At 74.1% G+C, this 14,460-nt stretch carries 10 protein-coding genes; 7 read left to right on the forward strand and 3 right to left on the reverse strand.

Annotated elements, in window-relative coordinates; translation table 11 throughout:
• The first annotated feature begins 10 nt into the window (after positions 1-10).
• From OG562_RS33405 to OG562_RS33420, 4 genes are all read left to right on the forward strand, one after another.
• Positions 11-2,401, forward strand: a complete 2,391-nt coding sequence (locus OG562_RS33405; protein WP_266404633.1) for a HEAT repeat domain-containing protein — start codon at positions 11-13, stop codon at positions 2,399-2,401.
• Between the two features lie 266 nt (positions 2,402-2,667).
• Positions 2,668-3,858 carry a ribosome small subunit-dependent GTPase A gene (rsgA, locus tag OG562_RS33410; protein ID WP_266404635.1) on the forward strand — a complete coding sequence of 397 codons (1,191 nt, stop codon included), beginning with the start codon at positions 2,668-2,670 and terminating at the stop codon, positions 3,856-3,858.
• A 148-nt stretch (positions 3,859-4,006) separates the two neighbouring features.
• A complete protein-coding gene (locus OG562_RS33415; protein ID WP_266404636.1) occupies positions 4,007-5,452 on the forward strand; it encodes a DNA-3-methyladenine glycosylase 2 family protein in 1,446 nt (481 codons plus the stop codon).
• Positions 5,439-5,960 carry a methylated-DNA--[protein]-cysteine S-methyltransferase gene (locus OG562_RS33420; RefSeq protein WP_266404637.1) on the forward strand — a complete coding sequence of 174 codons (522 nt, stop codon included), beginning with the start codon at positions 5,439-5,441 and terminating at the stop codon, positions 5,958-5,960. Before OG562_RS33415 ends, OG562_RS33420 begins: the two co-directional genes overlap by 14 nt.
• 4 nt (positions 5,961-5,964) lie before the next feature.
• On the opposite strand, the gene OG562_RS33425 is transcribed toward OG562_RS33420, so the two are convergent.
• The gene (locus OG562_RS33425) at positions 5,965-6,342 is read right to left on the reverse strand and encodes a PPOX class F420-dependent oxidoreductase (protein WP_266404638.1); all 378 of its coding nucleotides are present in this window, start codon (positions 6,340-6,342) and stop codon (positions 5,965-5,967) included.
• Between the two features lie 155 nt (positions 6,343-6,497).
• Here OG562_RS33425 and OG562_RS33430 point away from each other — a divergent pair, with 155 nt between their 5' ends.
• Complete coding sequence (locus tag OG562_RS33430; RefSeq protein ID WP_266404639.1) at positions 6,498-8,705, forward strand: LamG domain-containing protein; 2,208 nt, start codon at positions 6,498-6,500, stop codon at positions 8,703-8,705.
• Positions 8,706-8,786: 81 nt separating this feature from the next.
• Here the strand turns inward: OG562_RS33430 and OG562_RS33435 are convergent, their stop codons facing one another.
• Together OG562_RS33435 and OG562_RS33440 are read right to left on the reverse strand one after the other, a co-directional pair.
• Positions 8,787-9,269 carry a DUF456 domain-containing protein gene (locus OG562_RS33435; RefSeq protein WP_266404641.1) on the reverse strand — a complete coding sequence of 161 codons (483 nt, stop codon included), beginning with the start codon at positions 9,267-9,269 and terminating at the stop codon, positions 8,787-8,789.
• A 54-nt stretch (positions 9,270-9,323) separates the two neighbouring features.
• Positions 9,324-10,307: a helix-turn-helix domain-containing protein gene (locus tag OG562_RS33440; RefSeq protein WP_266404643.1), complete on the reverse strand. Its 984-nt coding sequence runs from the start codon at positions 10,305-10,307 to the stop codon at positions 9,324-9,326.
• 500 nt (positions 10,308-10,807) lie between these two features.
• On the opposite strand from OG562_RS33440, the gene OG562_RS33445 reads away from it, so the two are divergent.
• On the forward strand, positions 10,808-12,580 hold the full coding sequence (locus OG562_RS33445) for a protein phosphatase 2C domain-containing protein (protein ID WP_266404645.1): 1,773 nt from the start codon (positions 10,808-10,810) through the stop codon (positions 12,578-12,580).
• Positions 12,581-12,694: 114 nt separating this feature from the next.
• A complete protein-coding gene (locus OG562_RS33450; protein ID WP_266404647.1) occupies positions 12,695-14,437 on the forward strand; it encodes a pyruvate dehydrogenase in 1,743 nt (580 codons plus the stop codon).
• Positions 14,438-14,460 lie beyond the last annotated feature (23 nt).

The raw sequence follows: 14,460 nt of genomic DNA on the forward strand, positions 1-14,460 counted from the left end.
AGCGCCTGCGATGACCAGTCGACGCCCACCGGCGCCGGACGAGGCCCTCGCGCGGCTCGACGGCCTCGACGACATCCCGTGGCCGGATCTCGAACACGCCTACGGCCCCGCTGCCGACGTTCCCGTGGCGCTCCGCGCGCTGGCACGCCCCGGGGACGACCCGCTGCGCGAGGACCTGCTGGACGACCTCGACGCCTCGATCTACCACCAGGGCGGCGCGGTGTACACGGCAGGCGCGGCGGCCGTGCCGTTCCTCATCGAACTGGCGGCCACGCCCGGCCTGTCGACGCGCGCCGCGATCGTGGAGCTGATCGGCCGGTTCGCCGTCCTGCAGAACGAGATGCGCGAGCCCTGGCGCTCGGCCGGGCCCGCACTGTCCTGCCGGGCGGCGCTGGTCGCCGGACACGACGCCCTGGTCGGGCTGCTGGACGACGCCGACCACGGCGTACGGACGGCGGTGGCCGCACTGCTGTGGAGGTACGCCCTGTGGTCGCCGCGCGCCGACGAGGCAGCGCAGGCGCTGGCCGGGCGGGACGCGACCGAGCCGGACCTCGCCCTGCGCGTGTCGCTGAGACTGGACGGCGCACGGGCGACGGCCGAGGCCCGGGCGTCGAACGCCCCCTCGGCAGGCGCACTCGAAGCGGCCGTACGGCGTCTCGTCGAGGCGACGCAGGGCGATGGCGACGCGCTCAGGTTCGCCCGTCTGGCGGCGGCCAGGCGGCTCGACCCGGCGGCGGCGTCCTGGCGGGATCTGCTGGACGCGGCCCTCGCACCGACCACCCCGCACGACGCCTACCCGGCCTGGGCCGAGAACGGGGCACGCCTGGCCGGCGCGCTGTGCGGCCTGTGCGGCGACGACCGGGACGGCCGAATCGACGTCGTCCGCGCGCTGATCGGCCATGAGCGGCCGCAGATCCGCATCGGCGCGCTGCGGGCGGCCGGTGACGCGATGCTGCGCCGGCGGTCCGCCACCGTGGCGCTGGTCCCGCTGATCGGGGCCCTGCTGGAGGACTCCGAACCGGAGGTCCGAGCGATGTCCGCCGATCTGCTGGCGGCGGCGGGTGAGGCGGGGGCCGCGTTCGACGACGCCCTCGCCGCCGTGCTCGACGACCCGCACCGTCCGGCCGCGATCCGGGCCGTGTGGGCGCTGGCCCGGCACGGGGACGCGCGTGCCGTTCCCGCGCTCGTGCACGCCCTGGACCAGGACGAGAACGCCGAGGACAACGCCGAGGACACGGACGGGTTCGGCCCGTCGGCCCACTACAGCGGGAGTTTCTACTGGTTCTCCCCACCCCCGCTGCGCGAGGCCCTGGTGGCGTGCGCCGCACGGCACGCGTCCTCGCTCGCGCCGGCCTTGCGCGCCGCCTTGGCACGGTGCCTGGCGCCGTCGGGGGTCGAGGCCGCCGACCCCGGCAACGGCGCCGAAAGCGGTGCCGGAGACGGCATCACGGACGGCGTCTGCCTCGACGTACGAGCGGAGATTCTGCCGCGTCTTCATCTGCTCTGCGACGCACTCGCGGCCTGTGGGTCCGCGGCTGTCGTGGCGGGGCCCGAGCTGGAGGCGCTGCTGGCGTCCACGCATCCGCAGTCGGCCTGCACGGTGATCGAGGCCGCGGGACCCGCGGCGGCGCACTGCGTCCCGCATCTCGCACGGTCGGTGCGTGCTGCCGTGCAGGCGGCATCGGCAGCGCTCGGCGATCCGCGGCCGCTCGAGTCGGGGACGCAGTCGGCGACCCGACCGCCGGTCGGCGAACGGCGCGCGGCCGGACTCGGGGCGCCGTGGATCACCGCGCTCACCGTCGCCCGGACCCGCTTCGCCGTCGACGGCGACGAGAGGGCGCTGCTGGACACCGTGGACGCCGTGCTCGCCTTGACGGCGCCCCTGCGCCGGGACGCGGAGACGGGGTGGGAGGACGGCCGTCCGAAGTCGGCGGAGGCGGCCGCGAGGGCGCGTGACGCGGCGGGGCTCGCGAACGCCCTGGCCCGCTGTCTCGCCCCGCTCGGACCGGGAGCCGGGGCGAGCCGGACCACCTGGCCCGAGCGCTGGCTGCGCGCACAGGAGCGGCGGTGGCGAAGCCACGAGGCCGTCGCCGTCGCCCGGGCGCACGCACGCGTGACCGGCGACAGCGACCTGGCCCGCCAGGTGTTCCGACGCGTCCTGGACTCGGGGCCCGGCACGGCCTACAGCCAGATCGAGCTGGCCGCGTTGCGGGCGGTCGCGGAACTGAGGCCCGAGGCACGGGAGTTCGCACCGCTGCTGCGCGCCTGTCTCGACCGGGACGAGCGGGTCGTCGACGGCGGCGGCTGGCGGGGCATGGCGCTGGACGACGAGGTGCAGCACCTCGCCGCGACCGCGCTGGCCGCCGCCGGACTCACTCCGCCTGCCGCCCCGACGGGCTGAACGCGCGGCGGACGCGGGGCGGTTGTTATTCCGTGGCGTGCAGCGGGCGTACGCCTTTATGGTGGGCGTGAGACGTGCGGTGGCCGTAGGCCCCGCCATGAGCCGTGTGAGAAACGGGAGGTGTGACCGATGACTGTCGCCGAGACGGCTGCTGTCCGCAGCAACGAGACGTTCGTCCACTCCACCTCCGCGGTCTCCGGCTGACCACGTCCTCTTCCGCGCGCCCGTGAGCGCGCCGCCGGGGCCGCCCCTGTGAAGGGTCCCCCTTGAGTTCCTCGTCTTCCGTTCCCTCTTCTGTTCCTTCTTCTGTTTCCTCCTCTGCCTCTTCCTCCCTTTCTTCTGTTTCTTCCGAATCTCCGTCGCATCTGCTCGCCGTCTACGGCTGGGACGAGGACTGGGAGGCCGAGTTCGCTCCTCACGCCGAGCGGGGTCTCGTGCCCGGCCGTGTCGTACGGGTCGACCGAGGCCTGTGCGACGTCGTGACCCCGGCCGGGATCGTCCGCGCCGACACCGAGTTCGTCGTGCCCCGCGACCCGCTGAAGGTCGTGTGCACGGGGGACTGGGTCGCCGTCGACCCCGAGGGCGAGGACCCGCGGTACGTACGGACGCTGCTGCCGCGTCGTACCGCCTTCGTGCGTTCCACCTCCTCCAAGCGGTCCGAGGGGCAGATCCTCGCCGCCAACGTCGACCACGCCGTCATCGCGATGTCCCTGGCCGTGGAACTCGACCTCGGCCGCGTCGAACGGTTCCTGGCGCTGGCCTGGGAGTCCGGCGCGCAGCCCGTCGTCGTGCTCACCAAGGCCGACCTCGTGCCCGACCCGGTCGGGCTGTCGTACCTCGTCCAGGACGTCCAGACCAGCGCGCCCGGCGTGCCGGTGCTCACCGTCTGCGCGCGGGACGGCGAGGGCGTCGAGGAGCTCGCCGAACTCGTCGGGCGGGGCACCTCCGTGCTGCTCGGGGCGTCCGGCGCGGGCAAGTCGACGCTTGCGAACGCGCTGACGGGCGAGGACGTCATGGAGGTCCAGGCCACCCGCGACCTGGACGGCAAGGGGCGGCACACGACGACCACCCGCAATCTGCTGACGCTGCCCGGCGGAGGCGTCCTCATCGACACGCCCGGCCTGCGCGGCGTCGGCCTGTGGAACGCCGGCGGCGGCGTCGGGCAGGTCTTCTCGGAGATCGAGGGGTTCGCCCAGCAGTGCCGGTTCCATGACTGCGCACACGAGTTCGAGCCGGGGTGTGCGGTGCTGGCCGCCGTCGAGGACGGGGAGCTGCCCGTGCGCCGGCTGGAGAGCTACCGCAAACTCGTCCGGGAGAACCAGTGGATCGTCGCCAAGTCCGACGCGCGCGTGCGCGCCGACGTCCGCCAGGACTGGAAGCGGAAGCAGGCCGCGGGCCGGGCGGCGGCGGACGCCAAGCGGGGGCACGGGCCCTGGCGTCCCATGCCCTTGCAGTGAGCCGGTCGCTGTCACCGGTCTCAGCGCAACCGGCGTGACCGGCCTCGGCGCAACCGGTCCGAGCGCAACCGGTCCGAGCGCAACCGGTCCCAGCGTCACGTCCGATTTCCGCTAGCGCGGTCTTCGTCGCGGGCGAAGACTGGGACCCATGACGGACCAGGACACGAGGTATGAGGCGGTGTGCAGCCGGGACGCCCGGTTCGACGGCGCGTTCTTCTTCGCCGTCGAGACGACCGGCATCTACTGCCGGCCCAGCTGCCCCGCCGTGACGCCGAAACGACGCAACGTCCGTTTCTTCGCGACGGCCGCCGCCGCGCAGGGCTCGGGTTTCCGGGCCTGCCGGCGGTGCCGCCCGGACGCCACCCCGGGCTCGGCCGACTGGAACGTGCGCGCCGACGTCGTAGGCCGGGCGATGCGCCTGATCGGAGACGGCGTCGTCGACCGGGAGGGCGTCGCCGGGCTCGCCGTACGGCTCGGCTACAGCGCCCGGCAGGTGCAGCGGCAGCTCACCGCCGAGGTCGGCGCGGGGCCCGTCGCCCTCGCCCGGGCGCAGCGCGCGCACACCGCGCGGGTCCTGCTGCAGACCACCGGCCTGCCGGTCACCGAAATCGCCTTCGCGGCCGGTTTCTCCAGCGTGCGCCAGTTCAACGACACGATCCGGGCCGTGTACGCGTCGACCCCCACCGAGCTGCGGGCCGCCGTGCGCACCTCCCGCCGTACGGCCACTCCGGCAGCCGGGATCCCGCTGCGGCTCGCCCACCGGGGCCCGTACCACGCGGGCGCCGTGTTCGACCTGCTGGCGGCGGAGGCCGTGCCCGGGGTGGAGGAGGTGAGCGGTCCGGCCGGCGGGCGCACCTACCGACGGACGCTGCGGCTGCCGTACGGCACCGGGATCGTCGCCGTCGACGAGCGGCCGGGCGATCCGGGCCGGGCGGCCCTGGCGGTCCATCCCGGCGGCTGGCTCGACGCCCGGCTGCACCTCACCGACCCGCGCGACCTCACCACCGCCGTGCAGCGGCTGCGGCGGCTGTTCGACCTCGACGCCGATCCGTACGCCGTCGACGAGCGGCTCGCCGCCGATCCGCGGCTGGCCCCGCTGGTCGCCGCCCGGCCCGGCCTGCGCGCGCCGGGAGCCGCCGACCCCGAGGAGTACGCCGTACGGGCTCTGGTCGGGCGGGACCCGGTCGGTCCGGCGGCGGGCACCGCGGTTGCCCCGGGTGAGGGGCGCCGCGTGTGGGAGAGGCTGGTCCGTGCCCACGGCAAGGCCCTCGACTCCCCCTGCGGCGCCCTCACCCACCTCTTCCCCGAACCGGCCGCCCTCAGCGAGGCCCCCGGCCCCCTGGGCGTGCTCGCCACCGCCCTGGCCGACGGCGCCGTACGCCTCGACCCGGGCGCCGACCGGGACGACGCGCAGGCCGCGCTGCTCGCGCTGCCCGGTCTGGACGGCCGTACCGTCGCGGCGATCCGGGCCCGCGCCCTCGGCGACCCGGACGTCGCGCCGCCCGGCGCGGACGTCCCCGACAGCTGGCGTCCCTGGCGGACGTACGCCCTTCACCACCTGCGTGCAGCGGAGGAACCCCATGTACTGGACTAGCGTCGACAGCCCCCTCGGCCCTCTGCTCCTCACCGCCGACCCGGACGGTGCGCTGACCTCCCTCTCCGTGCCCGGGCAGAAGGGCGGACGCACCGTCCAGGACGGCGTGGTCCGGGACGGCGCCGTCCCGGAAGGCCGGCGGCACGACCCGGGCCCCTTCCGCGCCGCCGAGGAGCAGCTCGCCGCCTATTTCGCCGCCGACCTGAAGGAGTTCCGGCTCGAGCTGCGCAGCGAGGGAACCGCTTTCCGCGAGCGGGTGTGGGCCGCCCTCGACTCCGTCCCCTACGGGGCGACCACGACGTACGGCGAGATCGCCGCCCGTGTCGGAGCCTCCCGGATGGCCGTGCGGGCCGTCGGAGGGGCGATCGGGGCCAACCCGCTGCTGATCGTGCGGCCCTGTCACCGCGTCATCGGCGCGGACGGCTCGCTGACGGGGTACGCGGGCGGGCTGGAGCGCAAGGTCCGGCTGCTGACGCTGGAGGGCTCGCTCGACGGCACCGCCCACTAGGGGTCTAGGCGTCGGTCTCCTCCAGCCCCCAGCTGTGGATGCGCCGCGGATGGATCCGGATCAGCTCCTCGCTGAAGTGCGCGCCCAGATCGTGCGGGCCCGTCAGCAGCTCCGCCTCGCCGCGGATGTCGACGCCCCGCACCTTCCAGGGGCGGAGACTGGCGATGTCGTCGACGACCAGCGCGACCTTCGGGTTCTTCTGGAGGTTCCGCCACTTCTTGGTGGTCCCCATCGCGTAACCGCCGACCAGGATGGTCCCGTCGTCCTGCGGAAAGAAGCCCACCGGGTTCGCCTGGGGCTGGCCCTGCGGATCGACGGTGGCCAGCCGCCCCAGCCGCTGCGTCCTCAGATACTCGCGCTCGGCCTCGCTGAATTCGGTCATGGCGGCAGCCAAGCACGCGGCGGGGGCGGGCACATCGGCTGTTCGTCCTAAGACCCACGCGAAAACGGTTACGACTGTGTCGGTGGCCCCTGTTAGCCTCCAGCGGCCCGTACGACACAGGCGATCCACAGCACGTTCGACAGGGGAGGGCGGACTTGAACAGTCCGAAGCAGAACGGCAGTTGGCGAAGATCCCGTCGGCTTTGCGGGGTGGGGCTCTTCGTGGCCGGAGCGCTGGGCGCCCTGGCCGCACCGGGCGCGGCCTTCGCGGCCGAGAACCTTCCGCCGCTTCAGCCGCTGGTGCAGGACCTGCAGACCGGCAGCCGGCCGTGCGCGTCGGGGGCGGACAAGGCGTACGTACCGACGCCGCCCACGGTCAGCGCCGTACTGTACGACCCTGAGGAGGACAACCAGCCGGCCGAAGCCAATCTCGTCAAGGGCGAGTTCGAGGCCTGGTGGACCGGTCCGGACGGGGTGGAGCAGCGCCGTACCCACACCACGCCCGCCACGTTGTCGGGGTACCGGCAGCAGTGGCGGATGCCCGCGGACCTGCTCGCCGACGTACCCGCCGACACCACGGTGTCCTGGCGTGTGCGCGCCGACGACGGCACGGCGACGTCCGCGTGGAGTTCCGAAGGAACCGGTTTCGCCTGTGACTTCGTCCAGGACACCGAGAACCCGGCCGCCCCGGTCGTCACCTCCGCCGACTACCCCGACGACGGCGCCTGGCACGACGGCGTCGGCGTGTACGGCGCCTTCACCGTGGACTCGCCGTCCCCCGACGTGGCGTCCTACGTCTACAGCTTCATCGGCGGCCCCCAGGTGACCGCCCGGCCCGACGAGCTCGGCGGCCCCCTCACCATCCGCCACCTGCCGCTCAAGGCGGCCCCGGACTATCTGACCGTGCGCGCCCTCGACCGCGCCGGCCGCAGCAGCGGCACCGTCACCCACTTCTTCCGCGTCCAGTCGGGCCGGACCCCGGTGGCCCGCTGGACGCTGGCCGACGCGCCGGGCTCGACGACGGCCGCCGCCGAGAGCGGACCGGCGGCCCGGGCGGGATCCGGCGTGACCTTCGGGGCGACCGCGCCGCGGGGCACGGCGCTGACCTCGACGGCCGAACTGGACGGCGGGGACCAGGCCTTCCTCACCCCCGACGCCCCGGCGGTCGACGTCCGCGACACCTTCGCGGTGGGCGCCTGGGTGCGCCCGTCCCGCACGGACCGCACGATGACCGTGGCCGCCCAAGACGCGGGCGACAGCACCGGCTCCGGGTCCGGGTTCGCGCTCGGCCTGCGTGTCGAGGACGACCGGCCCGTCTGGTCCTTCGACTTCGCCGGGGCCCGGGTGTCCGGCGGAGCGCCCGAGACCGGCGAGTGGGCCCATCTGCTGGCCCTGTACGACGTCGAGACCGGCAAGGCACAGCTCTACGTCAACGGAGAGCCGGTCGGCACGGCGGTCCCGGTCGAGCCCGCCGACTCCGCCGGGACCGCAGACTCCGCCGGAGATCTCCAGATCGGCCGGATCCGGCAGGACGGCGACCACCGGCAGCAATGGCAGGGCACGCTGGGCGACGTCCGGGCCTACGACCGGGTCGTGGTCCCGGACGAGGTCACCCAGCTGGCGTACCGCAAACCCGCCCTGCTCGGCCACTGGTCCCTGGAGAACGCCTCGGACGGGGCGAGCCCCGAGCAGAACGGCGGCGACCCGCTGCGGCTCGGCGCCGGCGCGTCGATCCACCGCGGGCCGGACGGCTCCTGCATCCCCGACCTCGACCCGGACTGCCCGGACGTGCCCTACGCCCTCGTCGGCGACGGCCACCTCCAACTGGACGGCGAGAACGGGTACGCCGCCGCGGCGGGTCCCGTCGTGGACACCTCCGACAGCTTCACCGTCGGCGTCGTCGTCCGGCTCGCCGACGCCGACCCGGCAGGGCCGATGACCGTGCTCTCGCAGGCCGGCGAGCACACGGACGCGTTCAAGGTGCGCTACGACCCCGCCGCACACGCCTGGCAGCTGATCGTGCCGCACGAGGACGCGGCCGGAGCCACGCAGAGCGTGGTGTCCCAGGTCGTGCCCGCGGACGGCGGCGAGGGCCAGGGGCACCAGATCGCCGTGGTGTACGACGACGCGAGCGACCGCATCACGCTGTACGTCGACGGCAACGCGGGCGCCGACGCCACAGCGGCCCTTCCCGACGGCTGGCGCGGCTCCGGGGCGCTCCAGATCGGCCGCGCCCGGTCCGGCGACGGATGGGGCGAGTATCTGCACGGCGACGTCGACGAGGTCCAGGCCTACCAGGGAGCGCTGAGGGCCAGGGACATCAGCGGCCTCGGCCACGGAACCGATCCCTGCATCTGCCTGTGACCCCACCCTGACCCCACCCTGACCCCACCGAGGACGAGGACGAGGACGAGGAGGCTGCGGGGGTGGCCGGACGGCCGTAGGTCACCCCCACAGCTCCGCCCCCAGCCACGCCCCCGCGATCAGCAGACAGGTGAACAGCTCCGCCAGGACGCTCCAGCCTCCCGCGCGCATCGCCGTGCGCAGCGCCGCCCGGGCCTCGCCGTCACGGCCGAGGCGCAGGCGTTCGGAGAGGTAGACGCCGCCGAGGAAGCCGGGGATCGCGCCGAGCACGGGGACCAGGAAGAAGCCGAGGAGCGCCCCGCCTCCCGCGTACGCCGCCATCCGAGGGGTCGCCCCGCTCTCCCGCAGCCGTCGGGGCGGCAGGGCCCAGCGCACCACCTGGCACAGGAAGAGGGCCACCGTCGCGCCCACGAGCACCGCCCAGGCGACCGGCCGCGGATCCTTCAGGGCCCACCACAGGACCGCGGCCCACACCAGCCACGATCCCGGCACCCCGGGCACCAGCACTCCGCACAGGCCGAGCAGGATGACCAGCCCGACCAGCAGGAGTTCCCACGCTCCCATCTGCCCAGCCTGCCCGAGTCCGGGAGAACGCGCAGGTCAAGCGCTACGACGCGGTCACCGCTCCCGGGTCACCCAGCCCCGTTCGTAGGCGTGCCAGCCCAGCTGCAGTCGGGTCGACGCCCCCGTCAGCTCCATCAGCCCCTTCACCCGGCGCTGTACGGTCCGCAGGCCCAGGTCCAGCTGCTTGGCCACGCTCGCGTCGGTCAGTCCGGCCAGCAGCAGGGAGAGGATCTCCAGGTCGGCGGCGTCGGGGCCGTCCGGGCCCTGCTCGGTGACGCCGTTCGCGCCGAGCCGCAGCGGCAGGGCCTCCCGCCACACCGACTCGAACAGTCCCGACAGCAGCTCCAGCAGCCCGCTGGCGTGCACCACCAGCGCGGCGGGCTCCGCGGAACGGCCGGTGAGCGGTACCAGGGCGAGCGAGCGGTCGGCCACGACGAGCTTCGTCGGGACCCGGTCCACGACCCGCACCTGTTCCTCGCGCTCCAGGGCGGCGGTCAGCTCCGTGATGCCGTGCGGCTGGTCGAGCACCTCCCGTTCCAGGACGACGCGGTAGCGCACCCCGCGGGCGGCCGCCCGCTCCTCGGCGTCGTTCTCCCGGCCGGTCACGGCCACCGGGGTGCCGGTGACCAGCGCGCACACCTCGTCGCTCGCCCCGAGCTGGAGCTGCAGAAACCGCTGGGAGACCGCAGCGGCGCCGGTCACCACCTCGACCAGGTCGTGCACCGCCGGTTCGGCCGCCCCCGCCCGGTACTCCTCGGCGAGCAGCGCCGCCGCCAGCTCCGCCCGCTCCAGCTCGTGCCGTTGCTGGGTGAGCAGCGCGCCCAGCGCGACGCCCGGCGGCGCGGCGACCCAGCGACCGGGCCGGCCCGAGGACTGGGCCGCCAGACCGTGCCGCTCCAGCCGGCGCAGCGCACGCTCGGTGTCGTGCTCGCCGAGCGTCAGCCGGCGCGCGAGATCGGGCACGTCGGCGGCGCCCACGGACACCAGCGCCCGGTACGCCGACTCGTGCGTCTCGTCGAGCCCTATCGCTCCCAGCATCGGGGGCCGTCCCTCCTCGAACTTCCCGCGGGTGGCGGAAAAAAGCCACGGCGCAAACCCGCCGTCGCACATCATCGCCGTACCACCGGTCACTCTGCCAAGGTGTGGCCACGGCGGGAATACGTGATCATCCGCAATCGACGGCGATCGCGTAGGGATATGCGGCGATCGCCCATCGGCCTGCCTCGAACGGCTGGGATCAGTTGCGACCAGTTGTGACCAGCGGCCATCTGCTGCGATCAGCTCCGGACGCTCGGGGCCACCGCCCCAGTCGCCCAGAAGTCGCTCAGAAATCACCCAGAACGTGATCCGGGCTCATGTCGCGCAGGGGCGCACAGGGGATCTGGGCCCGGGTCACCCCAAGGTCGCCGGGCGGTTCTCCCGTGGGGGGTGGAGCCGCCCGGCGATCTTCATCGCCCGCCCGTCGTACGCCTGTTCGTCTTGGCGCATTTTCCGGATGCCCCGTTTTCATACGGCCCGTGCGGTGGACAATTAGGGGCATGAGCCAGCAGGGGGGAAGGCCCACCGGTCACGACGACGACTGGTGGGGGCAGCTGTACGACGACTCCACCGAGGACGCGGGCCCCACGGCCACCGCCGACTCCCTCGACGACCGCTTCGCCTCGGCGACGGGAGCGGTCCGCCCGACGGGGACGGGGGGCGCAGACGGCACCGGGAGCGCCACGGGTTCCGGGAGCACCGCGGAGACCGACCCGGCGGTTACGGCGGATACGGCGCCTGCGGCGGAGGCCGTCGTGTCGGAGCACCGGGCAGATCGGCTCGGCCCCGGCGCGCGGACCGACTGGTGGACGCCGGACGGCTCGACGCCGACCGGGGTCGCGTCCCCGCCTTCTCCCGGGCCCCAGCCTTCTCCCGGGCCCCCGCCTTCCCCCGGGCCCCAGCCTTCTCTCCCGCCCCCGCAGGCCGCCGCGGTCCCGCCGCCCCGGAACCCTCCCGGCCTACGCGTCGCCCCCGCGCCCGCCTCTGCGCCTCGTCCGCCGATGCCCCAGCGCGCCCCCTGGGAGCCGCCCCCGGACACCCCTCCCGGCCCCACCACCTTCCCTCCCCGCCCCACGACCCTCCCGCCCGGCCCCCTGCCCGCAGGGTTCGCCGAACAGGCCCCCACCGGCCCGGCGCTCACCGCGCCCGCCTCACCGGACGCACCCTCCGCCGCCCACCCCCTGTCGCCCCCGCTCGCCCCCACCACCTCAGGCAGCGGCACGGCGACCCCCCTCCCACCCACTGCCGTTCCCACCCCCACCCCCACCGCCCTCGACCTCCCCGTCTCCCTCCCCCGCCTCAAGGACGCCTCCAAGCCCTATGTGGGCTCCGGGCCGCCCACCTACGACGCCGAGCCCACCGCCCTGCCGCCCGCCGACCCGGACGACCTCGACGACCTGGTCGCCGACACCGTCCTCGACGGGGCCCGGTACGGGGTCTGCGCGCTGCGGGCCGTGTCGGTGCGCGGGGACTCCGCGCGGTACCGGGGCGAGCCGCGCCGGGACGCCCTGCTCACCGCCCGCTTCGGGACCGGCGAGCAGGCGTTGATCCTGGTCGCGATGGCGACCGGCGCCCGCGCGACCCCGCGAGCGCACCTCGCGGCGGCCGAGGCGTGCCAGTGGATCGGGCGGGCCGTGGGCCGCAGCCATGTCCGGCTCGCCGAGGACATAAGGGCCGGCCGGCGCGGCGACCTGAAGTCGGGCCTGCACCGTCTCACCGACCGCAGCCTCGGCCGGCTCCGCGCCGGCGCCGCCGAACGCGGCCTGGAGCCCGACGAGTACACGGCCACCCTGCGCTGTCTCCTGCTGCCCGCCGACCCCGAGTGCCGTACGCGCGTGTTCTTCGGCGTCGGCGCCGGGGGACTGTTCCGGCTGCGCGGCGGCGAGTGGCAGGACATCGAACCGCGGGCCGGCGAGATCGCCGGCGAACCGGTCGTCGGGTTCGGCTCGCTGCCCGCGGAGACGCCCGCGGGCGACCGGCTCACCATGGACCTCGGCATCACGACTCCGCCGAGCCCCTACGACCCGCCCCCCGAGCCGCCCCGCGAACCCTTCCGCTTCCGTGCCTCCGTCGCCCGCCCGGGTGACACGCTCCTGATGTGCACGAGCGGCCTCGCCGAACCCCTGCGCGGCGAGCCCGAACTGGCCGCGCACCTGACGGCACGCTGGTCGGACCCGGCCCCGCCCGGTCTGGCGGACTTCCTCGCCGACGCCCAGGTCAGGGTCAAGGGCTACGCCGACGACCGCACGGCGGCAGCCGTCTGGGAGGCGTAACCGCGCCGCCGCGGCCACTGTGGAGGGAGGGACTCGAGGAATCCCGGGGAGACCTGGGGGAACCCGAGAAAACCTGAGGAGACCGCAGCGGAAACCGAAGGGGTGCGTCGATCCATGGCCAAGCAGAACGTCGCCGAACAGTTCGTGGACATCCTCGCCCGCGCGGGGGTGGAACGCCTCTACGGTGTCGTCGGGGACAGCCTCAACCCCGTGGTGGACGCGGTGCGCCGGCACTCCGGGGTCGAGTGGATCCAGGTCCGCCACGAGGAGACCGCCGCCTTCGCGGCCGGGGCGGAGGCCCAGGTCACCGGGAAGCTGGCCGCCTGCGCGGGCTCCTGCGGACCCGGCAACCTCCACCTCATCAACGGCCTCTACGACGCCCACCGCTCCGCGGCCCCCGTCCTCGCCCTCGCCTCCCAGATCCCCTCCAGCGAAATCGGTCTCGGCTACTTCCAGGAGACCCACCCCGATCAGCTGTTCCGCGAGTGCAGCCACTACAGCGAGCTGATCTCCAGCCCGAAACAGATGCCTCGGCTGTTGCACACCGCGATCCAGAACGCGGTCGGCCGCAGCGGGGTCAGCGTCGTCTCCCTCCCCGGTGACGTCGCCTCCGCGCCCGCCCCCGACAAACCTGTCGAAACCGCTCTCGTAACGGCCCGGCCCACCGTCCGCCCCGGCGACGCCGAGCTCGACGCGCTCGTCCGGCTGATCGACGACGCCGACAAGGTCACCCTGTTCTGCGGCAGCGGCACCGCCGGAGCGCACGCCGAGGTCATGGAGTTCGCCGGGCGGATCAAGTCCCCGGTGGGACACGCGCTGCGCGGCAAGGAGCACATCCAGTACGACAACCCCTACGACGTCGGGATGAGCGGTCTGCTCGGCTACGGCGCCGCCTACGAGGCCACCCACGAGTGCGATCTGCTGATCCTGCTGGGCACCGACTTCCCGTACAACGCCTTCCTGCCCGACGACGTGAAGATCGCCCAGGTCGACGTGCGGCCCGAACACCTCGGCCGGCGCTCGAAGTTGGACCTCGCGGTCTGGGGTGACGTGCGCGAGACGCTGCGCTGTCTCATCCCGCGGGTGCGGGTCAAGGACAGCCGGCGCTTCCTCGACCGGATGCTGAAGAAGCACGCCGACGCCCTGGAGGGGGTGGTGAAGGCGTACACCCGCAAGGTGGAGAAACACGTCCCCCTCCACCCCGAGTACGTCGCCTCCGTACTCGACGAACTCGCCGCCGACGACGCCGTGTTCACCGTCGACACCGGGATGTGCAACGTCTGGGCCGCCCGTTACCTCACCCCCAACGGCCGCCGCCGCGTCATCGGTTCCTTCTCCCACGGCTCGATGGCGAACGCGCTGCCCATGGCGATCGGCGCCCAGTTCACCGACCGCCGCCGCCAGGTCGTGTCGATGTCCGGCGACGGCGGCTTCTCCATGCTGATGGGCGACTTCCTGACCCTGGTGCAGTACGACCTCCCCGTGAAGGTCGTGCTGTTCAACAACTCCTCGCTGGGCATGGTGGAGTTGGAGATGCTGGTCGCGGGCCTGCCTTCGTACGGCACGACCAACAAGAACCCCGACTTCGCCGCCGTCGCCCGCGCCTGCGGCGCCCACGGCGTGCGCGTCGAGAAGCCACGGCAGCTCGCCGGCGCGCTGAAGGACGCCTTCCGGCACAAGGGCCCGGCCCTCGTCGACGTCGTCACCGACCCCAACGCCCTCTCCATCCCGCCGAAGATCAGCGCCGAGATGGTGACCGGGTTCGCCCTGTCCGCCTCGAAGATCGTGCTGGACGGCGGAGTGGGCCGGATGCTCCAGTTGGCCCGCTCCAACCTCCGCAACGTGCCGCGCCCGTAGGGCCTGTCCCGGCAGGGACAGGT

It is taken from the genome of Streptomyces sp. NBC_01275 (assembly GCF_026340655.1).
Classification (GTDB): Bacteria; Actinomycetota; Actinomycetes; order Streptomycetales; family Streptomycetaceae; genus Streptomyces.

What these genes read in the sequence shown, in the direction of transcription:
- OG562_RS33415 (WP_266404636.1), top strand. Translation starts at nt 4,007, where the DNA reads ATGACGGACCAGGACACGAGGTATGAGGCGGTGTGCAGCCGGGACGCC.
- OG562_RS33435 (WP_266404641.1), bottom strand. Translation starts at nt 9,269, where the DNA reads ATGGGAGCGTGGGAACTCCTGCTGGTCGGGCTGGTCATCCTGCTCGGC.
- OG562_RS33450 (WP_266404647.1), top strand. Translation starts at nt 12,695, where the DNA reads ATGGCCAAGCAGAACGTCGCCGAACAGTTCGTGGACATCCTCGCCCGC.
- OG562_RS33420 (WP_266404637.1), top strand. Translation starts at nt 5,439, where the DNA reads ATGTACTGGACTAGCGTCGACAGCCCCCTCGGCCCTCTGCTCCTCACC.
- OG562_RS33440 (WP_266404643.1), bottom strand. Translation starts at nt 10,307, where the DNA reads ATGCTGGGAGCGATAGGGCTCGACGAGACGCACGAGTCGGCGTACCGG.
- OG562_RS33405 (WP_266404633.1), top strand. Translation starts at nt 11, where the DNA reads ATGACCAGTCGACGCCCACCGGCGCCGGACGAGGCCCTCGCGCGGCTC.
- OG562_RS33425 (WP_266404638.1), bottom strand. Translation starts at nt 6,342, where the DNA reads ATGACCGAATTCAGCGAGGCCGAGCGCGAGTATCTGAGGACGCAGCGG.
- OG562_RS33445 (WP_266404645.1), top strand. Translation starts at nt 10,808, where the DNA reads ATGAGCCAGCAGGGGGGAAGGCCCACCGGTCACGACGACGACTGGTGG.